Source organism: Streptomyces sp. NBC_00513, assembly GCF_041431415.1.
Taxonomy (GTDB): Bacteria; Actinomycetota; Actinomycetes; order Streptomycetales; family Streptomycetaceae; genus Streptomyces.
This window is the reverse complement of sequence record NZ_CP107845.1, coordinates 4,299,986-4,326,239: the sequence shown is the minus strand read 5'-3', so window position 1 is coordinate 4,326,239 and position 26,254 is coordinate 4,299,986. Positions and strand designations below refer to the sequence as shown.

25 protein-coding genes are annotated in these 26,254 nt (G+C 71.4%); 14 read left to right on the top strand and 11 right to left on the bottom strand.

The features are described from left to right. Positions 1-29: 29 nt before the first annotated feature. The 3 genes from OHA84_RS19980 to OHA84_RS19970 are packed head-to-tail and all read left to right on the top strand — an operon-like array spanning position 30 to position 3,519. A complete protein-coding gene (locus tag OHA84_RS19980; protein WP_053680781.1) occupies positions 30-1,253 on the top strand; it encodes a S1C family serine protease in 1,224 nt (407 codons plus the stop codon). 50 nt (positions 1,254-1,303) lie between these two features. After that, positions 1,304-2,050, top strand: a complete 747-nt coding sequence (locus OHA84_RS19975; protein WP_053680779.1) for a response regulator transcription factor — start codon at positions 1,304-1,306, stop codon at positions 2,048-2,050. Next, positions 2,047-3,519, top strand: a complete 1,473-nt coding sequence (locus OHA84_RS19970) for a HAMP domain-containing sensor histidine kinase (protein ID WP_266970441.1) — start codon at positions 2,047-2,049, stop codon at positions 3,517-3,519. The genes OHA84_RS19975 and OHA84_RS19970 overlap by 4 nt, the downstream gene beginning before the upstream one ends. On the opposite strand, the gene OHA84_RS19965 is transcribed toward OHA84_RS19970, so the two are convergent. Further along, a complete protein-coding gene (locus OHA84_RS19965; RefSeq protein ID WP_234350168.1) occupies positions 3,499-4,377 on the bottom strand; it encodes a phosphatidylinositol-specific phospholipase C in 879 nt (292 codons plus the stop codon). The genes OHA84_RS19970 and OHA84_RS19965 overlap by 21 nt on opposite strands. Positions 4,378-4,454: 77 nt before the next feature. Then, positions 4,455-5,024, bottom strand: a complete 570-nt coding sequence (locus OHA84_RS19960) for a TetR/AcrR family transcriptional regulator (RefSeq protein WP_053680774.1) — start codon at positions 5,022-5,024, stop codon at positions 4,455-4,457. 165 nt (positions 5,025-5,189) lie between these two features. On the opposite strand from OHA84_RS19960, the gene OHA84_RS19955 reads away from it, so the two are divergent. Further along, positions 5,190-5,972, top strand: coding sequence for an alpha/beta fold hydrolase (locus OHA84_RS19955; protein WP_266948871.1), 783 nt, complete (start codon positions 5,190-5,192; stop codon positions 5,970-5,972). Positions 5,973-6,077: 105 nt separating this feature from the next. Here OHA84_RS19955 and OHA84_RS19950 read toward each other — a convergent pair whose 3' ends face one another. Then, positions 6,078-7,895, bottom strand: coding sequence for a bifunctional UDP-sugar hydrolase/5'-nucleotidase (locus tag OHA84_RS19950; protein WP_053680770.1), 1,818 nt, complete (start codon positions 7,893-7,895; stop codon positions 6,078-6,080). 118 nt (positions 7,896-8,013) lie between these two features. Between OHA84_RS19950 and mshD the strand changes: the two genes are divergently transcribed. From mshD to pstB, 7 genes are all read left to right on the top strand, one after another. Then, complete coding sequence (gene mshD / locus OHA84_RS19945) at positions 8,014-8,943, top strand: mycothiol synthase (protein ID WP_053680768.1); 930 nt, start codon at positions 8,014-8,016, stop codon at positions 8,941-8,943. 228 nt (positions 8,944-9,171) lie between these two features. Next, positions 9,172-11,421 carry an RNA degradosome polyphosphate kinase gene (locus OHA84_RS19940; RefSeq protein WP_053680766.1) on the top strand — a complete coding sequence of 750 codons (2,250 nt, stop codon included), beginning with the start codon at positions 9,172-9,174 and terminating at the stop codon, positions 11,419-11,421. Further along, the gene (locus OHA84_RS19935) at positions 11,402-12,346 is read left to right on the top strand and encodes a CHAD domain-containing protein (protein WP_266948867.1); all 945 of its coding nucleotides are present in this window, start codon (positions 11,402-11,404) and stop codon (positions 12,344-12,346) included. Before OHA84_RS19940 ends, OHA84_RS19935 begins: the two co-directional genes overlap by 20 nt. A 630-nt stretch (positions 12,347-12,976) precedes the next feature. Then, the gene (gene pstS / locus OHA84_RS19930; RefSeq protein ID WP_266970446.1) at positions 12,977-14,116 is read left to right on the top strand and encodes a phosphate ABC transporter substrate-binding protein PstS; all 1,140 of its coding nucleotides are present in this window, start codon (positions 12,977-12,979) and stop codon (positions 14,114-14,116) included. Positions 14,117-14,243: 127 nt separating this feature from the next. Further along, positions 14,244-15,233 carry a phosphate ABC transporter permease subunit PstC gene (gene pstC, locus OHA84_RS19925; RefSeq protein WP_053675402.1) on the top strand — a complete coding sequence of 330 codons (990 nt, stop codon included), beginning with the start codon at positions 14,244-14,246 and terminating at the stop codon, positions 15,231-15,233. Continuing rightward, positions 15,233-16,315, top strand: a complete 1,083-nt coding sequence (gene pstA, locus OHA84_RS19920) for a phosphate ABC transporter permease PstA (RefSeq protein ID WP_266970448.1) — start codon at positions 15,233-15,235, stop codon at positions 16,313-16,315. The genes pstC and pstA overlap by 1 nt, the downstream gene beginning before the upstream one ends. A gap of 29 nt (positions 16,316-16,344) precedes the next feature. Next, entirely contained in the window at positions 16,345-17,121 is a 777-nt protein-coding gene (gene pstB, locus OHA84_RS19915) for a phosphate ABC transporter ATP-binding protein PstB (protein WP_053675397.1), read from the top strand. A 165-nt stretch (positions 17,122-17,286) separates the two neighbouring features. On the opposite strand, the gene OHA84_RS19910 is transcribed toward pstB, so the two are convergent. Both OHA84_RS19910 and OHA84_RS19905 read right to left on the bottom strand, forming a co-directional pair. Then, positions 17,287-18,288 (bottom strand): inorganic phosphate transporter, encoded by a 1,002-nt coding sequence (locus OHA84_RS19910; protein ID WP_053675395.1) that lies wholly within the window; start codon positions 18,286-18,288, stop codon positions 17,287-17,289. Positions 18,289-18,293: 5 nt separating this feature from the next. Then, positions 18,294-18,914, bottom strand: a complete 621-nt coding sequence (locus OHA84_RS19905; protein WP_053675393.1) for a DUF47 domain-containing protein — start codon at positions 18,912-18,914, stop codon at positions 18,294-18,296. Positions 18,915-19,109: 195 nt separating this feature from the next. Here OHA84_RS19905 and OHA84_RS19900 point away from each other — a divergent pair, with 195 nt between their 5' ends. Beyond that, positions 19,110-19,457, top strand: coding sequence for a metal-sensitive transcriptional regulator (locus OHA84_RS19900; protein ID WP_053675391.1), 348 nt, complete (start codon positions 19,110-19,112; stop codon positions 19,455-19,457). A gap of 79 nt (positions 19,458-19,536) precedes the next feature. On the opposite strand, the gene OHA84_RS19895 is transcribed toward OHA84_RS19900, so the two are convergent. Further along, the gene (locus OHA84_RS19895) at positions 19,537-19,692 is read right to left on the bottom strand and encodes a hypothetical protein (protein ID WP_199826421.1); all 156 of its coding nucleotides are present in this window, start codon (positions 19,690-19,692) and stop codon (positions 19,537-19,539) included. Positions 19,693-19,838: 146 nt separating this feature from the next. Then, positions 19,839-20,672 carry a hypothetical protein gene (locus tag OHA84_RS19890; RefSeq protein WP_053675388.1) on the bottom strand — a complete coding sequence of 278 codons (834 nt, stop codon included), beginning with the start codon at positions 20,670-20,672 and terminating at the stop codon, positions 19,839-19,841. 229 nt (positions 20,673-20,901) lie between these two features. Here OHA84_RS19890 and OHA84_RS19885 point away from each other — a divergent pair, with 229 nt between their 5' ends. Together OHA84_RS19885 and OHA84_RS19880 are read left to right on the top strand one after the other, a co-directional pair. Continuing rightward, positions 20,902-21,048 (top strand): hypothetical protein, encoded by a 147-nt coding sequence (locus tag OHA84_RS19885; RefSeq protein ID WP_199826420.1) that lies wholly within the window; start codon positions 20,902-20,904, stop codon positions 21,046-21,048. 120 nt (positions 21,049-21,168) lie between these two features. Continuing rightward, positions 21,169-21,402 carry a hypothetical protein gene (locus OHA84_RS19880; RefSeq protein WP_053675384.1) on the top strand — a complete coding sequence of 78 codons (234 nt, stop codon included), beginning with the start codon at positions 21,169-21,171 and terminating at the stop codon, positions 21,400-21,402. Between the two features lie 146 nt (positions 21,403-21,548). Here the strand turns inward: OHA84_RS19880 and OHA84_RS19875 are convergent, their stop codons facing one another. The 4 genes from OHA84_RS19875 to OHA84_RS19860 form a co-directional block, all read right to left on the bottom strand. Then, a complete protein-coding gene (locus OHA84_RS19875) occupies positions 21,549-22,259 on the bottom strand; it encodes a phosphatase PAP2 family protein (RefSeq protein ID WP_053675382.1) in 711 nt (236 codons plus the stop codon). Between the two features lie 197 nt (positions 22,260-22,456). Further along, on the bottom strand, positions 22,457-23,467 hold the full coding sequence (locus OHA84_RS19870) for a bifunctional lytic transglycosylase/C40 family peptidase (RefSeq protein WP_266974025.1): 1,011 nt from the start codon (positions 23,465-23,467) through the stop codon (positions 22,457-22,459). Positions 23,468-23,543: 76 nt separating this feature from the next. Then, positions 23,544-25,256, bottom strand: coding sequence for a serine/threonine-protein kinase (locus OHA84_RS19865; protein ID WP_266970454.1), 1,713 nt, complete (start codon positions 25,254-25,256; stop codon positions 23,544-23,546). A gap of 50 nt (positions 25,257-25,306) precedes the next feature. Next, positions 25,307-26,098: a thioesterase family protein gene (locus OHA84_RS19860; protein WP_266970456.1), complete on the bottom strand. Its 792-nt coding sequence runs from the start codon at positions 26,096-26,098 to the stop codon at positions 25,307-25,309. Positions 26,099-26,254: the final 156 nt, after the last annotated feature.

Below are 26,254 nucleotides of genomic sequence, written 5' to 3'. Positions count from 1 at the left end.
TCTCATGATCCCCGGACACAGTCATAGACATGACCGAGAGCTTCCGCCGCGAAGGCGAGTACCCCCAGGAGAACCGCCCCCAGCCCGAGCCGTTCGGCGAGGACTGGCAGCGCGGACGTGACCGGCTCGCCCAGGAGGCCGCGGCGGGCGCCTACCCGCCGCCGCCCCCGTACCCGCCCGCCGCGCCGGCGCCCGGTTGGCACGAGGCGCACCGGCCGCCCGTCGTCCCGGGCGAGACGGTGCCCGCCGAAGACGGCGGCCGGGACCGGCCCGCGCCCGCCCCGGAAGGGCCCGCGCACGCCGGGCCGGCCCGCGCCAAGCGGCCCGTGGCCCTGCTGGCCGCCGTCGCGCTGGCCGCCGCCGTCGTGGGCGGTGGCACCGCCGCGGCGGTGCAGCAGTACCTCGGCGGGCAGAACACCGGCGGCTCCGGCATCAGCGGCACCAACGTCTCCCAGTCCAGCAACGGCACCGTCTCCGGCGTGGCCGAGCAAGTCAGCCCGTCCGTCGTGCGCATCGACACCCGCACCTCGTCCGGCCAGGGCACCGGCTCCGGCATCGTCCTCACCGCCGACGGGGAGATCGTCACCAACAACCACGTGGTCGAGGGGGCTTCCGAGATCCAGGTGACGATGAGCGACGGCAAGAAGTACACCGCCAAGACCGTCGGCACCGACCCGGACAAGGACCTCGCCCTGATCAAGCTCCAGGGCGCCAGTGGCCTCAAGGCGGCCAAGCTCGGCAACTCCGACGGGCTCAAGGTGGGCGACGAGGTCGTGGCCATCGGCTCCCCGGACCGGCTGACCGGAACCGTCACCAGCGGCATCGTCTCCGCCCTGAACCGCGACGTGAACGTGCCCAAGTCCGAGCAGCAGGCCCCGCAGGGCCGCCAAGGCGGCGGCTGGCCGTTCTCGTACGAGGGACAGCAGTTCAACGGGAACACCGGCCAGAACACCACCTCCTACAAGGCCATCCAGACGGACGCCTCGCTCAACCCCGGCAACTCCGGCGGCGCCCTCGTCAACATGAACGGCGAGATCGTCGGAATGCCCTCCGCGATCTACTCCCCCTCCAGTGACAGCAGCAGCGCCGGCAGCGTCGGCCTCGGCTTCGCCATTCCGGTCAACACCATCAAGGCCGACCTCGACTCCCTGCGCGGCGGCGGCAGCGGAAGCGGCAGCGCCGGCAACGACGGCGCCGACTCGGGCGCCGGCGACTCGGGCGGCGCCGCCAACGGCTTCGGGACCTCCTTCTAGGCGCCCCGTGCGAGTCTGATAGGACCGACCACCACCCCCGGGGGACCCACATGAACGCCGCCGAAGGCGACCAGCAGCGCATCCTCGTCGTCGACGACGAGCCGGCCGTCCGCGAGGCCCTGCGCCGCTCCCTCGCCTTCGAGGGATACGGCGCGCGGACCGCGGTCGACGGCCTGGACGCCCTCGACCAGGCGGTCTCGTACGCCCCCGACCTGATCGTGCTGGACATCCAGATGCCGCGGATGGACGGCTTGACCGCGGCCCGGCGGCTGCGCGCCGCCGGCAGCACCACCCCGATCCTGATGCTGACCGCCCGCGACACCGTCGGCGACCGCGTCACCGGCCTCGACGCGGGCGCCGACGACTACCTGGTGAAGCCGTTCGAGCTGGACGAGCTGTTCGCTCGGGTCCGGGCGCTGCTGCGGCGCAGCTCGTACACCGCGCCCGCGGCCGGCGGGCCGGAGCCCGAGGACGCGCTGACCTTCGGCGACCTGCGGATGGACCTCGCGACCCGCGAGGTGACCCGGGCCGGGCGGCAGGTGGAGCTGACCCGCACCGAGTTCACGCTGCTGGAGATGTTCCTCGCGCACCCGCGCCAGGTCCTGACCCGGGAGCAGATCCTGAAGACCGTCTGGGGCTTCGACTTCGAACCCAGCTCCAACTCCCTGGACGTGTACGTGATGTACCTGCGCCGCAAGACCGAGGCCGGCGGGGAGCCGCGCCTGGTCCACACCGTGCGCGGGGTGGGATACGTGCTGCGCGCCGCCGGGGCCGGGGACCACGGAGGGCCCGAGTGAACCCGGTCGCCGGATTCCGCGCGCTGCCGCTGCGCTCCCGGCTGGCGCTGCTGGTCGCGGTCGCGGTCGCGGTCGCCGTGGCCGCCGTGGCGGCGGTGTCCTGGGTGATGGTGCGCGCCCAGCTGCGGGACCAGCTGGACCGCTCGCTGATGGCCACCAACCCGAACCCGCAGGTGGGGCGGGTACTGGACGGGGGCCGCTGTGTGACCCGCCCCGCCGAATCGCAGCAGGACATCGCCGGGAACCTGAACGCGACGGTCCAGATCGTCACCGACCAGGGCGGGCACTGCTGGGTGAGCGGGCCGGCGACGCTGCCGGTGACCGCCATCGACAGGGAGATCGCGGCGGGCAAGCGGCGGGCCACCCTCCAGGACGTGACGACCTCCGAAGGCGTCGACATGCGCGTCTACACGACGCCCGCGCAGGTGGTGTCCGGCGGGCCCGTGTTCGGCATCTCCATCGCCAAGCCGCTCGCCGACATCGACAAGCCGCTGTCCACGCTGGCCTGGGTACTGCTCCTGGTGTCCGGCATCGGTGTCGTGGGCGCGGGCGCGGCCGGCCTGTGGGTGGCCCGTACCGGTCTGCGGCCGGTCGACGAACTCACCGGCGCCGTCGAGCACATCGCCCGTACCGAGGACCTCACGGTGCGGATCCCCGACGAGGGCGAGGACGAGATCGCCCGGCTGTCTCGGTCCTTCAACTCGATGACCGCCGCACTGGCCTCCTCCCGGGACCGGCAGGCCCAGCTGATCGCGGACGCCGGTCACGAGCTGCGCACCCCGCTGACCTCACTGCGGACGAACATCGAGCTGCTGGCGCGCAGCGAGGAGACCGGCCGGGCGATTCCGCCGCAGGACCGCCGGGAGCTGCTGGCGTCGGTGAAGGCGCAGATGACGGAGTTGGCGTCGCTGATCGGGGACCTCCAGGAGCTGTCCCGCCCGGACGCGGCCTCGCCGGGCCCGCTCGGGGTGGTGGCCCTGCACGAGATCGTCGGGTCCGCGCTGTCGCGGGCCCGGCTGCGCGGTCCGGAGCTGACGTTCGGCTCGTCGCTGGAGCCCTGGTACGTGCGGGGCGAGGCGGCGGCGCTGGAGCGTGCGGTGGTCAACGTCCTGGACAACGCGGTGAAGTTCAGCCCGCCCGGCGGCCGGGTCGAGGTGGCGCTGCACGCCGGGGAGCTGACCGTACGGGACCACGGGCCGGGCATCCCGGACCAGGACCTGCCGCACGTCTTCGAGCGGTTCTGGCGGTCCCCGTCGGCCCGCGCCCTGCCCGGCAGCGGGCTGGGCCTGTCGATCGTGGCCCGTACGGTGGGCCGCGCGGGCGGCAGCGCCGAGCTGCGGGCGGCCCGGGACGGCGGCCCGGGCACGGAGGCGGTGCTCCGCATCCCGGGCGCGCCGACCCCTCCGCCGGCAGCGGATCCGCAGGCGTCACCGCCCTCGGGCGGCGCGTCAGTTGTGCCGGATCAGTGAGGTGACGAGTCCGGAGCGGGTGTTGGGGAAGTCCATGGGGACGATGCCGAGCCCGGTCCGGCCGGCCATCTCCCCGCCGTCCACGAAGCCGTGGACCTGCGGGTTGAGTCGGTCGGAGTTCCAGCGCGGGGGCATGTAGGCGGCGGTGCTGGCGTAGTTCACGAACAGCTTCCCGGGCTGCTGCACGGCCTTGCGGAAGTGGTTCTCGATCCGGCCCCGCTTGGCGAAGGGCTCGGTGTTGTAGTCGTCCTGGATGTCGAAGACGTTCCCGTCGCCGTACCGCAGGCCGGGCAGTCCGCCGTTGTCGGCGAGCAGCACCACCTTGCCGCGGGCCTGCCCCAGGGACGAGGGCAGGGTGTCGGCGATCCGGAAGAGGGGACGCCAGCCCCGGTTGTCGAGGTAGTCGTCGAAGACGGCGCGGAAGGTGGCGTCGCTGTCCTCGGAGTACTCCTGCTTGACGCGCATCAGCACGGTCTCGGAGGGGTGCGCGGCGAGGAAGTTCCCACAGTCGACGAGGACGTCCCCGAACATCAGGTCCTGGAAGAAGGCCGCGTGGTGGATGGCGAACGAGCCGCCCGTGACCCGACATCGGACGTCGAGGAAGCGGATGCCCGCGTCGAGCTGCTGCGCGATCGAGGTGTTCTGGCAGGCGACGTAGAGCCCGCCCTTGCGGGCGCCGGAGTCGTGGGTGCCGGGGATGGTCATGCGCTGGAGGGGGGTGGAGTCGGCGAGGCCGGCCATCCAGTCCTGTGTGCCGAGCGTGGCCGCCGAGGCCCGGCCCGCCGCCCCCGTCCCGAGGGCGGCTCCCGCCGCCAGCGCGCCGACCAGGAACCTCCGCCGGTCCATTCCGCTTCCCATGCCCGCCCCTTCGCCGACCCAGTGGTGGGACGGGATCATGGCATGCGGGACCGGGCATTGCTACCCATCGGTAGTGGTCAGCTTTCGAGCAACTCCGCCATGGCGCGCAGGCCTTGGGCGAGCTCGTGGCCGTCCGGCGCCGCCTCCGGGTCGGTCAGGCACTGCACCATCACGCCGCTGAGCAGCGCGATGTGCACCGAACCGAGGGCCCGTACGTCCGCTTCGGAGACCTCTTCCTCGGGGACGCCCCGGAGTTGGGCCGCGACCATGCGCCGGGACCGGCGCTGGCCCTCGGCGAGGATCGCGAGGACCTCGGGCGAGGACTGCGCGTGGACGAAGGCCTCGACGTTGGCGATCCACAGCCAGCGCATGTCGCCGAAGTCCCGGATCTTGCGGTCCCAGGTGTCGGCGTACCGCTCCTCGGCGGTGTCCCCCTCGCCGGCGAGCCGGCCGGCCGCCGCGGCCCACTCGTCCATGGCGTCGAACAGCGCGCGGTTCAGGAGCGCCTCGCGCGAACCGAAGTGGTAGCCGATCGCGGCCATGCTCACCTTCGACGCCGAGGCGATGTCGCGCACGGTCGTGCGCAGATAGCCCTTCTCCTCCAGGCAGCGGCGCGCTCCGGCCAACAGGTCCTCGCGATTTCCCATGCGGGGATCGTATCCGCGCCCCGGTTCTTGGGCGCTCGCCTCAGGCAGATGCACTACACATGCGTATTGCGCGCTTGCCCAAATGCCGGCAGCCTTGAACCGGAACACCGATCGATCCGACCCGTCGATCGATCCGACCGATCACACCCGGGGAGAAGCCACGCCATGCGCCACGAGCTGAAGATCGACGACCGCACCCTGTCCCACCTGGACTTCGGCGGCCCCGGCCGGCCGCTGCTCGTGCTCCACGGCGGCCTCTCCGAAGGCGCCGCCTTCACCGGCCTCGCCGCCCACCTCGGCGACGCCTGGCGGGTCATCGCCCCCGACCAGCGCGGCCACGGCGACTCCGACCGGGCCCCCGACTACCGGCGCGAGGGCTACGTCGCCGACGCCGTGGCCCTCCTCGACCACCTCGGCCTCGACGCCCCCGTCGCCGTCCTCGGCTACTCCCTCGGCGGCCTCAACGCGATCCACCTGGCCGCCGCCCACCCCGACCGGGTCCGCGCGCTCATCGACGTGGACGCCGGGCTGGAGGTCGACCCCGACGGGCCGGAGCCGTTCCCCTTCCTGCGCGGGATCCCGTACACCGGCGAGAGCCCCGAGGCGCTCCTCGCGGCCGTCGGCCCGATCGTCGCCCAGTTCGTCACCGGCGCCCTGCGACCGCTGCCCGACACCGGGCACTGGCGGCTGCCGTTCCACCCGCAGGACATGCTCGACTCCATCCACGCCTGCCGGGGCGACCACTGGGACGCCTGGCTGGCGAGCACCTGCCCCGCCCTGCTGATCCACGGCACCCGCAGCGCGGCCCTCCCGCGGCGACTGGCCGACGCGATGGTCACCCGACGGCCGGGAACCTCGTACGCCCCGCTCGACGGGGACCACTTCGTGCCGTTCACCGACCCGCGGGGCTTCCACGAGGCCGTCGGGGCGTTCCTCGACCGGCTCTGAACCCCTCCCGGCGGCGCCGGGGACCGCCGGGAACGCCGAAGGGGCGACGGGCCGCCGGGCCCGTCGCCCCTTCGGGCGCGCTGTGCGCGAAAGTGTCGCCTGGTGTTACTTGACGATCGTGATCCGGTTCGCCGCCGGCGGCGCGATCGGGGACTCCTGCGAGGAGTTGTTCGTCAGGTAGGCGTTGAAGCAGTCCAGGTCGGACGCGCCCACCAGCTTGTTCTTGTGCTCCTTCAGGACGGTGAAACCGTCACCGCCGCCCGCGAGGAACTCGTTCATCGCGACCCGGTAGGTCTTGGCGGGGTCGATGGCCGCGCCGTTCAGCTTCACCGAGTCCACGACGATGCGGTCCGCGCCCGCCTTCGTCAGGTCCAGGGTGTACGTGAAGCCCTTCGAGACCTGGAGGATCTTCGGGTTCGGGCCGTTGACCGTACCGCTGACCTGCTGCTGCAGCGCGGTGATCAGCTGCGCGCCGGTCAGGTCCACGATGTTCATCATGTTGGTGAACGGCTGGACCGTGAAGGACTCGCCGTACGTCACCACACCGTCGCCCTCGGCCCCGGAGGCCTTGAAGGCGAGGTCCGAACGGATGCCGCCCGGGTTCATGACGGCCAGCTGCGCGCCACCCTTGTCGGCCGGGGCCAGGGCCTCCAGCTGCGCGTCGGCGATCAGGTCGCCGAGCGGCTTCTCGGGCGCCTCCGAGCCGCGACCCGGGATGTCGGCCGAGATGAAGCCCTGGGGGCGGCTCGCGATCGGGGCCGCCAGCTCGTTCCAACGCCGGATCAGGTCGCTCATGTCCGCGGCCTTGGGCTGCTCGCGGCCCACGACCTTGTTGACCGGCTTGGGCGAGGTGACCGGCGTACGGACGATGTCCTTGGTCTGCCGGTCGTACGTGAGCGTGGTGTCCGTGTACAGCCGACCGATGGATGCGGCCGAGGTGACCGTGCGCGGGTTGCCCGCCGGGTCGGGGATGTTGCACGCGTACGCCTGGTGCGTGTGGCCGGTCACCAGCGCGTCGACCTTGGGGTCGACCTTCTTGGCGATGTCCACGATCGCGCCCGAGATGCCGGCGCCCGCGCCGGGGGTGTCGCAGTCGTAGTTGTACGCGCCGCCCGCGGGCAGACCGCCCTCGTGGATGAGCGCGACGATCGACTTCACGCCCTGCTTGTTCAGCTCCGCGGCGTACTTGTTGATCGTCTCGACCTCGTCGCCGAACTTGAGGCCCTTGACGCCCTCGGCGGTGACGACGTCCGGAGTGCCCTCCAGGGTGACGCCGATGAAGCCGATCTTCACGTCCCCCTTCTTCCAGACGAAGGTGGGCGACATCAGCGGACGCTTGGTCTTCACGTCCGTCACGTTCGCGGCGAGGTACTGGAACTCCGCTCCGGTGAACGTCTTGCCGTACTCGAAACAGCCCTCGGTGGGGTGGCAACCGCCGTACGCCATGCGGCGCAGCTCGGTCTTACCCTCGTCGAACTCGTGGTTGCCGACGCTGGAGACGTTCAAGCCGAGCTTGTTCATCGCCTCGATGGTCGGCTCGTCGTGGAAGAGCCCCGACAGCATCGGGCTGCCGCCGATCATGTCACCGGCCGCGGCGGTGACGGAGTACTCGTGGCCCTTGCGGGCTTCGCGCAGGCTCGTCGCCAGGTACTCGACGCCGCCCGCGGGTATGGCCTTGGTGGTGCCGTCCGCCTGGCGTTCGGTCACGGTGCCGGAGGAACCCTGCGGGGGCTCCAGCGTGCCGTGGAAGTCATTGAACGAAAGCATCTGAACGTCGACGGTCCGGCTCTTGGCCGCACCGCCACCACTCGCGGCTCCGGCCGGAAGGGCGGCGGCGACCAGGGCTCCGGCGCCGGCCGTGGCGGCGAGAGCGGCGAGGGTCAACCGGCGGGCTCGGCGGTGCCGTTGTGGCTTCGCTGACATTTAGTCCCCTTTGCGGACAGCGAGACAACTTGGGAGGTCCGCCGCAGCCTATTGTCAACGCGCGTAGCACGACAGGGGCTAATGGGTTACGGGCTGGTTGCGGTCGTACGGTGGGGTCATGACTGACGCAGCAGCGGCCCTGGAGCCGGGACGGCAGATTGAGACCCTCGACGAGCTGACGGAGGAACAGGCCGACGCCGTACTCACCCTGATCACGGACGCCGCCCGCACCGACGGCACCACCGCCGTGTCCGAACAGGGACGCATCCAGCTCCGCGGCGGACCCCGCGAGGGCATCCGGCACTTCCTGCTCACCGCCGACGGACGCCTCACCGCGTACGGGCAACTGGAGGACACCGACCCGGTGGAGGCCCCCGCCGCGGAACTCGTCGTCCACCCCTCCCTGCGCGGCCGCGGCCACGGCCGGGCCCTGGGCACCGCCCTGCTGGCCGCCTCGGGCAAGCGCATCCGCGTCTGGGCCCACGGCGGCAAGTCCGCCGCCCGGCACCTCGCGCAGGTCCTCGGTCTGACCCTGTTCCGCGAACTGCGCCAGCTGCGCCGCCCGCTCGGCCCGGAGGCACCGCCGCTGCCCGAACCCGCCCTGCCGGCCGGGGTCACCGTACGCACCTTCGTCCCCGGCGCCGACGACGCGGCCTGGATCGCGGCGAACGCGGCCGCCTTCGCCCACCACCCCGAGCAGGGCTCCCTCACCGAACGGGACCTGGCCGACCGCATCGCGCAGCCCTGGTTCGACGCCAAGGGCTTCTTCCTCGCGGAACGCGACGGCGAACTGATCGGCTTCCACTGGACGAAGATCCACGCCGAGGAGCGGCTCGGCGAGGTCTACGTCGTCGGCGTCCGCCCCGGCGCCCAGGGCGGCGGCCTCGGCAAGGCCCTCACCGCGATCGGCCTGCGCCACCTCGCGGCGGCCGGCCTGCCCACCGCGATGCTCTACGTGGACGCCGACAACCCGGCCGCCCTCGCCGTGTACGAGGGCCTCGGCTTCACCACCCACGAGGTGGACCTGATGTACCGCACCGAGAGCTGAGGCGCCGCCCGAACCGCTCCGTTCGGGCTCCCGCGGTGCGCGGGAGCCCGAACGGAGCAATCCGTCACCCCGGCGTCCTCCCGTGCGCCAGGCGGACCCTGGAAGCCATTCGCCATTAACCGGGCATTAAGAAGCGCTTGCCAGCATCCGACCATGCAGCCCCGACTCCGCCTGACGGCCGACACTTCCGACGCGCCTGTCCTGCCGCGTGCGCGGAAGAATGGAGTCATGAGCCACAAGCCCAGCGTCGGCCCCACCGAGGTCCCCGCCCAGCACCCGTCTCACACGCCCGCCACGGCGAAGTCGCAGCTCGGCTCCATAGCCGCGCACCGCCCGAACGTCGGCCACGTCGATCTCGATCCGGACCTCGACGCCGATCCGGACACCTACGACGACAAGGAGGGCGGCGAGCTGCCCCCCGGGCGGTTCCTCGACCGCGAACGCAGCTGGCTCGCCTTCAACGAACGGGTGCTGGAGCTCGCGGAGGACCCCGCCACCCCGCTGCTGGAGCGCGCCAACTTCCTGGCGATCTTCGCGAGCAACCTCGACGAGTTCTTCATGGTCCGCGTCGCCGGCCTCAAGCGCCGCATCGCCACCGGCGTCGCCACCCGCTCCGCCTCCGGCCTCCAGCCCCGCGAGGTACTGGACCTGATCTGGACCCGCTCGCGCGAGCTCATGGCCCGGCACGCCGCCTGCTACCAGCAGGACATCGCCCCGCAGCTCGCCGAGGAGGGCATCCACCTCATCCGGTGGCCCGACCTCACCGAGAAGGAGCAGGCGCGCCTCTTCACCCTGTTCCGCAACCAGATCTTCCCGGTCCTCACCCCGCTGGCCGTGGACCCCGCGCACCCCTTCCCGTACATCTCCGGCCTGTCCCTGAACCTGGCCGTCGTCGTGCGCAACCCGGTCAGCGGCCACCGCCACTTCGCCCGGGTCAAGGTCCCGCCGCTGCTCTCCCGCTTCCTGGAGGCCTCCCCCCAGCGCTACGTCCCGCTGGAGGACGTCATCGCCGCGCACCTGGAGGAGCTGTTCCCCGGCATGGAGGTGCTCGCGCACCACATGTTCCGGGTCACCCGCAACGAGGACCTCGAAGTCGAGGAGGACGACGCGGAGAACCTCCTCCAGGCCCTGGAGAAGGAACTCATGCGGCGCCGCTTCGGCCCGCCCGTCCGCCTGGAGGTCGAGGAGTCCATCGACCCCGGCGTCCTCGACCTCCTCGTACAGGAACTCAAGGTCAGCGCCGCCGAGGTCTACCCGCTGCCGGGCCCCCTCGACCTGACCGCCCTCTTCGGGATCTCCTCCCTGGACCGGCCCGAGCTGAAGTACCCCAAGTTCATCGCCGGCACCCACCGCGACCTCGCCGAGGTGGAGTCCGCGTCCGCGCCCGACATCTTCGCCGCGCTCCGCGAACGGGACGTGCTGCTGCACCACCCGTACGACTCCTTCTCCACCTCCGTACAGGCCTTCCTGGAACAGGCCGCCGCCGACCCGGACGTCCTCGCGATCAAGCAGACCCTGTACCGGACCTCCGGCGACTCCCCCATCGTCGACGCCCTCATCGACGCCGCCGAATCCGGCAAGCAGGTCCTCGTACTCGTCGAGATCAAGGCCCGCTTCGACGAACAGGCCAACATCAAGTGGGCGCGCAAGCTGGAGGAGTCCGGCTGCCACGTCGTCTACGGGCTCGTCGGCCTCAAGACCCACTGCAAGCTGTCGCTCGTCGTCCGCCAGGAAGGCGACCAACTGCGCCGCTACTCCCACGTCGGAACCGGCAACTACCACCCCAAGACGGCCCGCCTCTACGAGGACCTCGGCCTGCTCACCACCGACCCGCAGGTCGGCGCCGACCTCTCCGACCTCTTCAACCGGCTGTCCGGCTACTCGCGCCGCGAGACCTACCGCCGACTGCTGACCGCCCCCAAGTCGCTGCGCGACGGCCTCGTCTCCCGCATCGACAAGGAAGCCGACCACCACCGGGCCGGCCGCCCCGCGTACGTCCGACTGAAGATGAACTCGATCGTCGACGAGGCCCTCATCGACTCCCTCTACCGGGCCGCCCGCGCGGGCGTCCCGGTCGACATCTGGGTCCGCGGCATCTGCGCCGTGCGCCCCGGCGTTCCCGGGCTGTCGGAGAACATCCGCGTCCGCTCGATCCTCGGCCGCTTCCTCGAACACTCCCGGGTCTTCGCCTTCGGCAACGGCGGCGAACCCGAGGTGTGGATCGGCAGCGCCGACATGATGCACCGCAACCTCGATCGTCGCATCGAGGCACTGGTCAGGGTCGCCGACCCGGCCCACCGCACGTCACTGGACCGACTCCTCGAAATCGGCATGTCCGACGACACCGCCTCCTGGCACCTGGGACCGGACGGCGAGTGGACCCGGCACGCCACGGACTCCGAGGGCCAGCCGCTGCGGCACGTACAGGAGATGCTCATAGACGCCCGGAGGCGCAGGCGTGGCTCAGCCAAACCATGACCCCCTGGCAGGCGACGTGCTCGGCACGTACCTGCGGTCCCAGGCCACCGCATTCCTGCGCGCGCTGCGCCTGCACGGCGACGGCGCGGCAGGGGCGGCCGACACCGGCGAGGGAACCGACGCGGCGCGCGGCCTGCGGGGGGCCGCGCGCCGGATCGCCGGCTCCCTGGGCACCTTCCGGGTGGTGACCGAGTCGGCCTGGGCCGACTCGCTGCGCACGGAACTCGTCTGGCTGTCCTCGACCCTCGCCGACGAGCACGCGTACGCCGTCCGCCTGGCGCGGCTCATGGACGCCCTGCACCGGCTCTCCGGAACCCCCGAGGTGCCCGCGCCCCGGGGCACCGCCGGCGCCCTCACCGTGGGCTCGGCCCGGGCGGGCGCACTGCTGGAACGGCAGCTCACCCTGGCCCGGACCCGCGCCCACTCGGCCACCCTGTCCGCCCTCGGCTCGTCCCGGTTCCACGCGGTCGCCGACGCGGTGGCCGTCCTCGCCTCCGAGGTCCCGCTCGACCCCGTCGCGGCCCGCGGCCGGGTCGACGACGTACTGGTCCCACTGGCCGAGGTGGCCGAAACCCGACTGGTCGGCGCCGTGGACGCGCTCCCCGCCCCCGAGGGCGGCACCCCGTACTCCGCGCACGAGGACGGCGCCTGGCACGAGGTACGCCGCCTCCTGCGGGTCCACCGGTACGCCCGGGAAACCCTCGGCGACGACGTGACCCGGCTCGCCGCCGCCGGCGAGGCCCTGGACCACCACCGCGACGCCTCCGAAGCCGCCGCCGCCTCCGCGACCGCCGCCCGCACCCCCCGCATCGCCCCGGCCACCGCGTACGCCCTCGGCGTCCTGCACGCCGACCAACGCCACGCGGTCGAGGCGGCCCGCCAAACCTTCCACACCCTCTGGCACCCCACCCCGGCCCTCCCCTGACCGCACCCCTCAGCCCCGCCGGCGTCTGAGGCGCGGGAGCCCGGGCCCACCCCTGCCCAGCCCATCTCAGCCCCGCCGGCGTTTGAGGCGCGGGGGCCCGGGGGCAGCGCCCCCGGCAACGGCGCCGCACCGCCCCACGCACCGGCACCGGCAGGCACCCCCGCGCCCCACCCCGCCCCGCCCCGCAAGACACCCGCACCCCGCCCCCGCGGGTTTGCGCACCAACCCCCCGGGCAGGCCCCCGGCGAAGGCCCCGCGCCAAGCCACCCCGACCCCCGGGCGGGACGGCCGGACGGTCGGACGGCCACGACGCCACCGCCGATTTCCGGCCACCCCACCACCCCCACCCCACCCCGCCGGCCAGGCAAAGGTCACGGCGGCATAACGTGCGGATAACGCCCCGTTACGCCCAGGTACAAACCCCCCCAACCGCACCGGCCCGCCCGCCACGGTTCACCGTCCGTTCACCGAGGGCCGTCGACCGCTTCACCTGTTCTGCCTAATTTCAGTACCGCAAGGTGCGAGCCGGGCCGAAAAGCCCACTGCCCGCACCCCGCCAACCCGTAGTCCTCTTCGCACGCCGCCCCGATACAGAAAGCGGCCGGCGGCTTCTGGAAGGAACACCCGAAAGTGAAGCTTCAGCGCAAGAGCATGCTTCGTGCCTCCGCCCTCGGGGCGCTTGTCGTGTCCGGCGCCCTGGTCCTCACGGCGTGCGGCTCGGACGACAACACCAAGAACGACTCCTCGGCGAGCGGCAAGGCCTCGGCCCCCGCGCCCGGCGACGTCAAGTGCGAGGGCGCCAAGGGCAAGCTGCTCGCCTCCGGCTCGTCCGCGCAGAAGAACGCCGTGGACGTGTGGGTGAAGAACTACATGGCCGCCTGCTCCGGCGTGGAGGTCAACTACAAGTCCTCCTCCTCCGGTGAGGGCATCGTCGCCTTCAACCAGGGCACCGTCGGCTTCGCCGGCTCGGACTCCGCGCTGAAGCCCGAGCAGGTCGAGGAGTCGAAGAAGATCTGCACCGGCGGCCAGGGCATCAACCTGCCCATGGTCGGCGGCCCGATCGCGATCGGCTTCAACGTCGCGGGTGTGGACAAGCTGAACCTGGACGCCGCCACGATCGCCAACATCTTCAACGACAAGATCAAGAAGTGGGACGACGAGGCGATCAAGAAGCTGAACCCCGGCGTCACGCTTCCCGGCACCGCGATCCAGCACTTCCACCGCTCCGAGGACTCGGGCACCACCGAGAACCTGGGCAAGTACCTCAAGGCCACCGCCGGTGACGCCTGGCCGCACGACCCCGCGAAGAAGTGGCCGGCCCCGGGTGGCCTCGGCGCCTCCGGTTCCTCCGGTGTCGCCTCGCAGGTCAAGGCCGTCGACGGTTCGATCGGTTACTTCGAGCTCTCCTACGCCGCGTCGCAGAACATCAAGACCGTCGACCTGAACACGGGCGCCGGCACCCCGGTCAAGGCCACCGGCGAGAACGCCTCCAAGGCCATCGCCGCCGCCAAGATCGCCGGCACCGGTTCCGACCTGGCGCTGAAGCTCGACTACACCACCAAGGCCGAGGGCGCGTACCCGATCGTCCTGGTGACCTACGAGGTCGTCTGCGACAAGGGCAACAAGGCCGAGACGCTCCCGACCGTGAAGTCCTTCCTGAACTACACCGCCTCGGACGCGGGCCAGAAGGCCCTCGGCGAGAACGGCTACGCCCCGATCCCGGCCGAGATCAACGCCAAGGTCCGCGAGACCATCGGCAAGCTCGGCTGATTCCAGACTCTCCCTCCCGGCGGCCGGATCCCGTCCGATCCGGCCGCCGGGAACCCTCCCCCTCCACCCGGGGGAATCCGGTGCACCGCCGCCAGGGGGCATGCCCCCCACACAGACCGGAAAGACCATGGCTTCCACCACACCCACCCAGACAGACGCGGCTCCGCCCGTCTCCAGGAGCGAGAGGTCCACCGGCCGCGCCGGTGACAAGATCTTCGCCGGGCTCTCCAAGGGTTCCGGCATCGCCCTCCTGGTGATCATGGCGTCGATCGCCGCCTTCCTCACCTACCGCGCGACCATCGCCCTGTCGGAGAACGAAGGAAACTTCTTCACCACCTTCGACTGGAACGCGTCGGCCACGCCCCCCGTCTTCGGCATAGCCGTCCTGCTCTTCGGCACCGTCGTCAGCTCGATCATCGCGATGGTCATCGCGGTTCCGATCGCCGTCGGCATCGCCCTCTTCATCTCGCACTACGCGCCGCGCAAGCTGGCCACGCCGCTGGCGTACGTGGTCGACCTGCTGGCCGCCGTGCCGTCGATCGTCTACGGCATCTGGGGCGCCCTCTTCCTCGTCCCGCAGCTCGGCGGACTGAACCTCTGGCTCGACGAGTACCTGGGCTGGACGTACATCTTCGACAAGAGCCAGCCCGGCGTCGCCCGCTCGCTGTTCACCGTCGGCATCCTGCTCGCGATCATGATCCTGCCGATCGTGACCAGCGTCAGCCGCGAGGTCTTCCTCCAGGTCCCGCGCATGAACGAGGAGGCCGCCCTGGCCCTCGGCGCGACCCGCTGGGAAGTCATCCGCATGTCGGTGCTGCCCTTCGGCCGCTCCGGCGTCATCTCCGCCTCGATGCTCGGCCTCGGTCGCGCCCTCGGCGAGACCATGGCCGTCGCGACCGTCCTCTCCCCGAGCTTCCTGATCTCCGGCCACATCCTCGACCCGGGTGGCGGCACCTTCGCGCAGAACATCGCCGCGAAGTTCGACGAGGCCAACGAGTTCGGTCGCGACGCGCTGATCGCCTCCGGTCTGGTCCTCTTCCTCCTGACCCTGCTGGTCAACGGCGCGGCCCGGCTGATCATCGCCCGCCGCAAGGACTTCTCGGGGGCGAACGCCTGATGAGCCACACCCTCCAGGACCAGCGGCCCACCCGGGCCCGCAAGTCCGTCGCCCCCGCCACCCTCACCTGCGGTGGCCTGCCCCGCTGGGCACCGGCCGGCATCGCCGTCCTCTCGATCGTCCTCGGCAGCGGCATCGGCCTCGCCTTCGGCCTCGACAGCAGGATCCAGTGGGGTCTGCTCGCCGCCCTGCTCTTCGTCACCGTCACGTACGTCGCCAGCTCGGTGATCGAGAACCGCCGCCAGGCCAAGGACCGGGTCGCGACCTCCGTCGTCTGGGTCTGCTTCGTCCTCGCGGTCATCCCGCTGCTCTCGCTGCTGTGGACCACCATCAGCCGCGGCATGAAGGTCCTCAGCGGGGACTTCCTCGGCCACTCCATGAACGGCGTGACCAGCTTCGAGCCCGGCGGCGGCGTCTACCACGCCCTGCTCGGCACCATCGAACAGGTCGCCCTGGCCACCGCCATCGCCGCGCCCATCGGCCTGCTGACCGCCGTCTACCTCGTCGAGTACGGCCGGGGCCCGCTCGCCCGGTCGGTCACCTTCTTCGTCGACGTGATGACCGGCATCCCCTCCATCGTCGCGGGTCTGTTCATCCTGACGACCTGGAACCTGATGCTGGGCTTCGGGCCCTCCGGCTTCGCCGGCGCGATGGCCCTGTCGATCCTGATGATGCCCGTGGTGGTCCGCTCCACCGAGGAGATGCTCAAGCTCGTACCGAACGAGCTGCGCGAGGCCGCCCTGGCCCTCGGCGTGCCGAAGTGGCGCATGATCCTCAAGGTCGTGCTCCCCACCGCGATCGGCGGCATCTCCACCGGAGTGATGCTGGCCGTCGCCCGCATCGCCGGCGAGACCGCGCCGATCATGCTGCTGGTCTTCGGCTCGCAGCTCATCAACGGCAACCCCTTCGAAGGCGCCCAGTCCTCGCTCCCCCTCTACATCTGGGAGCAGTACAAGGTCGGCAGTGAAGCCTCCTACGACCGGGCATGGGCGGCGGCGCTCGTCCTGATCGCCTTCGTCATGATCCTCAATCTGGTGGCCCGCGGCATCGCCCGCTGGAAGGCCCCGAAGACCGGTCGCTGACGCGACTCATGAAAGCGATGTGACCCCTCATGGCCAAGCGAATCGACGTCAGCGGCCTCTCCGCCTTCTACGGCACCCACAAGGCCATCGACGACATCTCGATGACCGTGGAACCCCGCTCCGTGACGGCCTTCATCGGCCCCTCCGGCTGCGGCAAGTCCACCTTCCTGCGCACCCTCAACCGCATGCACGAGGTCACCCCCGGCGGCCGCGTCGAGGGCAAGGTCCTGCTGGACGACGAGAACCTGTACGGCCCCGGCGTGGACCCGGTCGCGGTCCGCCGCACGGTCGGCATGGTCTTCCAGCGCCCCAACCCCTTCCCCACCATGTCGATCTTCGACAACGTGGCGGCGGGTCTGCGCCTGAACGGCTCGTTCAAGAAGTCCGAGCTGACGGACATCGTCGAGAAGTCCCTCCAGGGCGCCAACCTCTGGAACGAGGTCAAGGACCGCCTGAACAAGCCCGGCTCCGGCCTCTCCGGCGGCCAGCAGCAGCGCCTGTGCATCGCCCGCGCCATCGCGGTCGAGCCCCAGGTCCTGCTGATGGACGAGCCCTGCTCCGCGCTCGACCCGATCTCCACCCTCGCGATCGAGGACCTGATCGGGGAGCTCAAGGAGCGCTTCACGATCGTCATCGTGACGCACAACATGCAGCAGGCGGCCCGCGTCTCGGACCGCACCGCGTTCTTCAACCTCGCCGCCGTCGGCCAGCCCGGCAAGCTCGTCGAGATCGACGACACGGACCGGATCTTCTCCAACCCGTCCGTCCAGGCAACCGAGGACTACATCTCGGGTCGCTTCGGCTGAGCCCAGACCCCCGGATGTGGCGATAGACGTCCCGCGGTGCTGCATGGCGGTGCCACCGCGAGGCGAAAGAAAAAGGGCCGGCTCCCCCTGGGTGGGGGGAGCCGGCCCGCTTTCGTGTCGTGCCCGGCGCGCGGTCGTCTTGACGACCACCACGCTTTCCGACGGCTAGTTCACGAAGGCCAGGTTCACGATCCAGAAGCTCACCGCGGCGACGAGCGCGGCCGCCGGCATGGTGATGAACCAGCCGAGGATGATGTTCTTGGCGACGCCCCAGCGGACCGCGTTCACCCGCTTCGTGGCGCCCACGCCCATGATCGCCGAGGTGATCACGTGGGTGGTGGAGATCGGCGCGTGGAAGAGGTACGCCGAGCCGAACATGATCGAGGCGCCGGTGGTCTCGGCCGCGAAGCCCTGCGGCGGGTCCAGCTCGATGATCTTGCGGCCGAGGGTGCGCATGATGCGCCAGCCACCCGCGTACGTGCCGAGCGACAGCATGACGGCACACACGAGCTTGACCCAGACCGGGATGGCGTCGCCCGCTCCCTGCACATCGGCGATGACCAGGGCCATCATCACGATGCCCATGGTCTTCTGAGCGTCCTGGAGCCCGTGGCCGAGGGCCATGCCCGCCGCGGAGACGGTCTGGGCTATGCGGAAACCGCGCTTGGCCTTGTGCGGGTTGGCGCGGCGGAACATCCACAGGATGGCGACCATCACCAGGTAACCGACGATCAGACCCACCACCGGCGAGACGAACATCGGGATGACGACCTTGTCGACCACGCCGGTCCAGATGACCTCCGTGCCACCGGCCAGCGCCGCGCCGACCATGCCGCCGAACAGCGCGTGCGAGGACGACGAGGGCAGTCCGAAGTACCAGGTGATCAGGTTCCAGACGATCGCACCGACCAGCGCCGAGAAGAGGATCCACATCCCCCGGGTGCCGTGGGGCGTCTCGATCAGCCCCTCGCTGACCGTCTTGGCCACGCCGCTGCCCAGGAAGGCACCGGCGAGGTTCATCACCGCGGCCATCGCGAGCGCGGCACGCGGCGTCAGCGCACGCGTCGAGACCGAGGTCGCGATGGCGTTCGCCGAGTCGTGGAAGCCGTTGGTATAGGTGAAGCCGAGCGCGACACCGATGGTCACGATCAGAGCAAAGGTGTCCACGAGGTTCAGGACTCCTTGACCGCGATGGTCTCCACCGTGTTCGCGACGTGCTCGAACGCGTCGGCGGCCTCTTCGAGGACGTCGACGATCTGCTTGAGCTTCAGCACCTCCATGGCGTCGTACTTGCCGTTGAAGAGTTGCGCGAGCAGCTTGCGGTGGATCTGGTCGGCCTGGTTCTCCAGGCGATTGACCTCGATCCAGTACTCGGTCAGGTTGTCCATGGTGCGCAGGTGCGGCATGGCCTCGGCGGTCAGTTCGGCCGCCCTGGCCAGTACCTCGATCTGCTGCTCGACGCCCTTGGGAAGTTCCTCCACGTTGTAGAGGACGACCAGGTCGACCGCCTCCTCCATGAAGTCCATGATGTCGTCGAGGCAGGAGGCCAGGTTGTAGATGTCCTCGCGGTCGAACGGCGTGATGAAGGAGGAGTTCAGCTGGTGGAAGATCGCGTGGGTGGCGTCATCCCCCGCGTGCTCCGCTGCCCGCATCCGCTCCGCGATCTCGGCTCGAGCGGAGGAGTCCGCTCCGAGCAGTTCCATCAGGAGCTTCGAGCCCGTGACGATGTTGTCCGCGGATGCGGCGAACATGTCGTAGAAGCTCGTCTCCCTGGGGGTCAGACGAAATCGCACGTGAGGTCCTCGGGGTGCATTGGGTTCGGTCAGGCTGATGCTAGGCGCATCCCCCGGCCACGGCTAACCGGCCGTTCCCCAGTGTGCTCCATCAGGCAGAGTGGGCAACCACGGACCCCTGCCCGTACGGTCGGGGCCCGGTATCCTATACCCATGAGGGGTATACATCCCTCGTTCCGGACCACGGGAGGACGCATGACGACCATCGAGGCGGAGGGCTCCGGACCGGAAGCCGACGCCGACGCGGTCCCGGTCGCGGCGGTGCACGGCTATCACCACCAGAAGGACGAGCACCTCAAGCGACTGCGTCGGATCGAGGGCCAGATCCGCGGTCTGCAGCGCCTCGTCGACGAGGACGTCTACTGCATCGACATACTCACGCAGGTCTCGGCGAGCACGAAGGCCCTCCAGTCCTTCGCGCTCCAACTGCTGGAGGAGCACCTGCGGCACTGCGTCGCGGACGCCGCCGTCAAGGGCGGGGCGGAGATCGACGCCAAGGTCGAGGAAGCCACGAAGGCCATCGCCCGCCTGCTGCGCACCTGATCCCGGACCCCGGGGGCCCGGCCCCCGCGCCGTCCACCACCGGCGATCGGTGACCGGCGCGGGTTTGGGGGCCGGTTCGTCACGGGTATCCGATGCCCAGCAGAACCTCGTCGATCCGATCCTGGCTCAGCCGCTCCTCGGCCGCCGCCGAGGCCGCGATGATCAGCTCGCCGCACAGTTCGATCTCGGCGAGCGCCACGTGGTCCTGCACCGTCGTACCGCCTGCGGGAGTCACGCGCGCCACCTCTCTCTGCCGCCATCGCCCGTCGGCGCTCGGCTTACCAGCGTAGGGAGCGCACGCCGCCGCGCGCATGACACGGATGGACCATTTCCGGATACCGGGCCATGGCCCGCTCGCGTGGTCTGGACCATGAGATCCGACTATCCGGCGATCTTCCCGGCGAAAATGTCCCGACTTGCGGGTAGTACGACGGTCACCGGAGTACCGAACCCGTAGAGCAGCGTCGTCGAGGAGACATCGATCACGCCATTGTTGACATAGGTGAAACGGTGCCGGACCTTCCGCAGCCGGCCTTCCTCGTCCAGGTAGGCGTCGAACGGCACGGTGTCCGTGCCGAACCCTTTCGCCGCCGCTTCGAGCGCCCCCTTGACCCCCGGCGAGGCACTCCGCGCGGCCCGCCCGATGTCCGTGGTCCCCCGGTAGTGCCGCACCTTGGTGCCCGCCACCTCGGTCTTCCCCACGTACGTCACGTCCCGCGCGCCCCGCAGCAGCTCGACCGCGGCGAGCGGGTCGGTGGCCCCGCCCGTGACGAGGTTCCCGTCGGCGAGGGTCGTCGTGTCGACGCGGACCCACTTGTCGTCGGGGACGCCCGCGCCCCGGTTCTTCATGTAGAGGGCCCCCGGGACGAGGAGTTCGGTGATGGGCCGGTGTTCGGCCTTCCCGGTCGCATCGGCCGGGAGCATCACCAGGAGCTGGCCCATCCGGCTCTTGAAGTCGACACCGCCCTCGCCCCGGATCGTGACCCGGGTCCCGCCGGTGGCCATCTCCATCGCCGTACGGGCCCTCGCGCTGCCGGTCGCGTCCAGCACGTCGGCGGCGCCGCGCACCGCCGCGGCCGGGTCCGCGGGGGGCCGATCGTCACCGCCGGCGGAGCTTCCGCATCCGCTCGTCGCGGCCACGGTCACGGCCACCGCCACGGCGAGCACCGCCTCACCGGCACGTCCTCGTCTGCGCATGTGTTGGTGCACCACCATCGCCTGCCAACCCCCAACGCGTGACAGCTGTTTGCCCGAGGCCCCCACCCGCTCCGCTTAACGAGGTCCGGGGTTTCCCGTCACGGGCCGGCGCGGTGCCGCGGGCGCGCCGGGCCCGGTGCCGCGGGTCGACCGTGCCCGGTACCGTGGAGGAGTGGACCCGCACACCCAAGCGACTCCGATCACTCCGCTCGCCGCAGTGCCGCAGCCTCGTCACCCCGAGGAGCCCGTGCGACAGCCCTCGACCGGCCACACCACCGACACGACCGAACGCGGCTCGTTCTGCCTGGCCGTCTGCACCTGCGGCTGGACCGGACCGGCCCGCCGCTCCCGCGACCTGGCCCGCAAGGACGCCACCCGCCACACGACGGGGTAGACCGACACCGGCACCCGCCACCCGGTGGGGCGGGCCGACACGCACGCCCTGCGACCGGGCGTGTCGCCCGTTCGGACGGCCCGGCTGGCCGAGCGGCCCGCGACCGGATGCCCTGGAGTCATGCCAGGACCCGCACCCCGCCTCGCGGCCCTCCTCTGGGCCCTGCTGCTCAGCACCCTCACCCCGACCGCGGCCTGGGCCCGGCCGGTGGGATCGGCGGACGGACCGGCCGACGTGGCGTTGGCCGTCGGGGTCACCACGGCGGCGGCCGTGGCCACGGGCCTGTGGTTGCGCTCGCGCTACCGCCGGGACGAGGCGGAGGAGGACCGGGGCGCCGAGAGCGGCGATCCGTGAGCCCCCGCCCCCGCCCGAAGGCGATCCGGCTCTGCTTCGGCGCGTCCGCGCTGTGTCTGCTGGCGGCCGTGCTCCTCGCCCTGTGGGACGGTCACGTCTGAAGGCGAGCGGTCGGCGGAACCCGTGGCGGCCCCGGGCCGGGCCCGTTACGCCGCGAGGTCGCTCTCGTGCGTCCTCGGCACCAGTTCCACGGGCCGGGCCACGACCCGCTCCCCGGCCCGGACCAGCCATCGCGCCCGCGGCCAGCGGACCACGGCCCGCACCACCGGCGTCAGCAGCGCCGCCGCGACCGGCGCGAGCAGCAGGACGACCGCGGTGCCGAGCGCGAGCCCCCCGATCACGTCGGTCGGGTAGTGGACGCCGGTGTACACCCGGCAGAGGCCTTCGAGGAGCGCCAACCCGATCCCGACGTACCCGATCCCGCGGTGGGCGATGAAGAGCCCCACCGCCATCGCCATCGTCAGCGTGGCGTGGTCGCTCACGAACGAGAACTCCGCGCCCCCGAGCCGCGCGGCCGGTCCCGACCCTGAGCCCAACACCTCCAGCCCCTCGTGCTGGAGGAACGGCCTCGGCCGCCCGACGAACTCCCGCAGCGGCACGTTCAACAGCAGCGCGATGCCGGCCGCGAGCGGCGCCCACACCAGCGCGACGAAGGAGTCGACGGCCGCCGGCTCGTCCTGCCTGCGCGCACCGCGCCAACACCACAGGACCAACAGCACCATGGCGAGCGGAAGTCCGTACTCGCCGACGAGGCCCACCGCCCGGTCGATGCCGTCCGGCGCGTGCCGGGCCAGGCCGTTGATCTCGTACAGCAGGCTGACGTCCACATTCGGCCCACCGGTCGCGAGTCCAGCCATGGCGATGCGGCCCCTTGCTTGCCTAGGTCCCTTGCGGGCGCGCGCGATGCGCGCCCCTTCAACCCCCGGTCGATCAGCCCTCGTGCCCATGGAACGCCCGTTCTGGCCGGACGGTTCCACTCTCCACCGAATGATCACTCCAACGTTACCCAAGAGTGACCCATCGTCGCAGCTCAGGGCCTTGACTTAACAGAGCGTCACGAGGTGGTCCCGGCAGCCTCGGCACGCTCCGGAAGCGCCTCCGCGCCGTCCTTGGTCACCCGCGTCGCGCCGAAGTAGTCCGGGGTGTCGATCTTGTCGAAGCGGATCACCGCGCCGGTGAACGGAGCGTTGATCATGTAGCCGCCGCCGACGTACAGCCCGACATGTCGAATGTCCCGAGAGTTCGTCAGGTCATCGGAGAAGAAGACCAGATCACCGGGGAGGAGTTCTTCGCGCGAGGGATGCGGACCGGCGTTGTACTGGTCGTTGGCGACGCGCGGGAGCTCGATGCCGACCGTCTCGTACGCCGCCTTCGTCAACCCCGAGCAGTCGAACCGCCCGTTCTGGTCGGGCGTCCCGTTGCCGCCCCACAGATAGGGGGTGCCCAGTTGCTTCTGCGCGAAGTAGATGGCCCCTGCGGCCTGCTGGGACGGAGCCACCCTGCCGACGGGACGCTCGAAGCTCTTCGCCAGGGTGGTAATCGTCTTTACGTACCCCTGAGTCTCCTTGTACGGAGGCACTCCCTGGTACTTGATGACCGCGTACGCCCCCGCGTTGTAGGCCGCGAGCATGTTGCCCGTCGCGTCCCCGGGCACCCGCGCCACGTCCTTGGCCAACTCGCAGTCGTACGAAGCGGCCGACGGAATGGCGTCGTTGGGATCCCAGATGTCCCGGTCCCCGTCACCGTCGCCGTCGACCCCGTGGCCCGCCCAGGTGCCCGGGATGAACTGCGCGATCCCCCGCGCGTCCGCCGGGCTGACGGCACTCGGGTTCCAGCCGCTCTCCGAGTACAGCTGGGCCGCGAGCAACGCCGGGCTGATCGCCGGGCAGAGCGTGCCCCATTTCTGCACCAGGGCCTGGTACTTGCCGGGTACCGCCCCCTTCGCGAGCCCCAGCCCACGCCCTCCGGCGCCCGCTCCCGCCAGGCCGGCCGCCGCCGAGTACGTCCCCACGACGAGCAACACGAGGAAGCTCAGGGCCAGCCCGATCCCGATCCCGCCTGCCATCCAGAATCTGCGCACCCGTCAACACTCCCCCATTGCCACCACTTTCGAGCGAATTCGGCCCGTGTCGCCGTATCCGCTAGCCCACTCGGAAGCCGTTGCACGCGATGGGCGTATACCGCTTGGCCCCATCCTCGACTCGGTAGAACACCACCGTCCAGTCCCCCCTGTCGGCGCTCAGGGGCACAGCCCCCGAGAAGTCGTCCGGATAGGTCAACTCGCCGTAATCGTCCGCGTCCCAGCCGGCATACAGGTCCACGGGGGCGCTCAGAAAGCCCGTCTGCCCCTTCTTGGGCGCGTGCGGTGGTTTCACCGCGATCACCACGGGATAGGGCGCGGGGCGCGCTCCCGGCTTGGCGCCGCGCTGCGGACGGAACCTGACCCTGGCCGTGTCGCCCGGGACCCCGTTGGTGTTCGAGGAGACGGTCGAGGTCTCCATGCCCCGGCCGGGCGGCCGGAGTTCCGCGGGCCCGTCACAGTCCCCCGCCCCGTAGCGGGCCATCTCCGCATCGGTGGACAGCTTCCACCGGAAGTCCTCCCCGGCCCAACCGCCCCCCTTGCCGGGCTTCACGGCCTCCGAGGCCGGGGATCCGGACGCGCGCGGCGCCGGGGTCCCGCTCCCGGGGGTCCGGGCGGCATCCCCACCCCGGCCCTCCCCGAACGGGAACTGCCAGAGCAGCACCGCCACCGCCGCGACCAGGACGACCCCCGCCACCGCCCCGACCCGGCCCCGCCGACCGGATCGGGCCGCGGAACCCTCGTACGGCGTGGCGGCCCCGGCGGACGGCGACGCGGCGGCGAGCGGCAGGGCGGCGGCCCCGGCGGGCGGGGTGGTGTCGTCCAGGCGCCGGGTCGGGGAGCCGGCCCCGGGCGCCGCATCCGCCACGCCGACCGCCCGCGTCAAGCCGGCCGCATCCGCCACGCCGGTCGTGCCCGTCGCGCGCTCCGGCGGCGCCGCCAGTCCCGCGTACACCGGATCCTCCACCAACGCGCCCCGCACCCCGCAGCGCCGGATCACCTCCGCCGGTTCCGGCCGGTCCGCCGGATCCTTGGCCACGCAGTCCTCGATCAGCGCCGCCAACCCCGGCTCGACCCCGGCCAGGTCGATCCCCTCGTACACCGACCGGAACCCCACGCTCGCCGCCGCCCCGCCCCCGAACGGCGGCCTCCCGGTGGCCGCGTACGCCAACGTCGCGCCCAGGGCGAACACGTCCGCCGCCGCCCCCGCGACCCCGCCCACCAGCACCTCGGGCGCCGTGAACCCCGGCGTGCCCGGCGTGCGCCCCGTCTCGGTCAACGGCGTCGACCCCACGCCGTGCGCGATCCCGAAGTCGATCAGCTGAGGCCCCTGCGCCGCCAGGATCACGTTCTGCGGCTTCAGATCCCGGTGCGTGACCCCGTACGCGTGCACGCTCGCCAGGCCCTCCGCCAGCGCCGCCCCCAACCCCCGGCAGGTGTCCGGCGGCAGCGCGCCCCGCCCGCGCACGGCGTCGGCGAGCGTCGGACCCGCGACGTACTCCGTCGCCAGCCAGTACGGCGCCGCCTCCAGCGAGGCGTCGATCAGGTTCGCGGTGTACGCCGACCGCACGGCCCGTACGGTCTCCACCTCGCGGCGAAACCTGGCCAGCGCATCGGGATGCCCGACGATCTCCTCCCGCACCACCTTGACGGCCACCAGCCGGCCCCCGGGCGAACGCCCCAGGTACACCCGCCCCATCCCCCCGGCCCCCAGCCGGGCCACCAGCACGTGCAGGCCGATCCGTTCGGGGTCGGCCTCTGTGAGCGGCTCCATCCGGCTGAGCCTGCCATACGTACCGCCTTGTACGGCAAGGGGGTTGACGTCTAGCGCGGGGCGACGAAGAGGCTCTGCGCGCCACGTCCGATCGGCCCCTTCTCATCGTGCAGCCGGGAGTCCGCGAGCCCGATCCCGGCGCCGTCCACACTGGTCAGCGCCTCCACGCAGACCCATTCGGCCACCGGGTGGCGGTGCAGGTGGACGGTGAGGTCTCCGTTGACGAAGACGAACCGCTCGAAGTCCATGACGGAACTGATGCCGTTGCCGGAGTCGGCCGCGATCAACACCCGGTCCAACGGGGCCGTCTCCTCCCCGGCGATCAACGGCACCCCCATCCGCATCCAGCACGTCCCCGGCCCCGACTCGACGAAGGCGCCTTCGGTGAACCGGCTCTCCATCGCCGTGTGATAGCCGATCTCCCACGGCACGGGGAAGAACGGCGTCCGCCCCACCTCGCCCGGCGGAGGCACCTGCGGCCCCGGCACCACCGCGGGCACGGCCTCCGCGGCCACCCGGATCCGCAACGCACGCGCGAGCATCACCGGCGCGGCCCCCGCCGGCGCGAGGGTCGCCTCGACCAACTCGGTACTGCGGCCGGACCGCAGCACGGTCGTGGTGATCTCCAGCGGGCCGATCGGCACCGGGCGCAGGATCTCGTACGTGATCCGGGCGATCCGCAGGTCCGTGCGGGCGCCCGCCCGCTCCTCGACGGCCCGCCCGAGCAGCGCCGCCGGCGGGCCGGCGTGCTGCGAGCCCGGGTCCCACGGCCCGCGCGTGTACTCGGTGGCCAGGAAACGTCCCGTGTCGACCCGCTCGAAGAAGGCCTCAGCAGCGCTCATGCCCCCGCACGCTACCGACAGGTAACCCCGCACACCAGCCCCCTCGCCGGCCCCACCGCGCACACGACGGGCCCTCGACGCACAGGCCACCCGCCCCCGGACGCGACACCGCCCCCACACCCGACTTCGATCAAGGTCGCCCGAAATCCGCATACT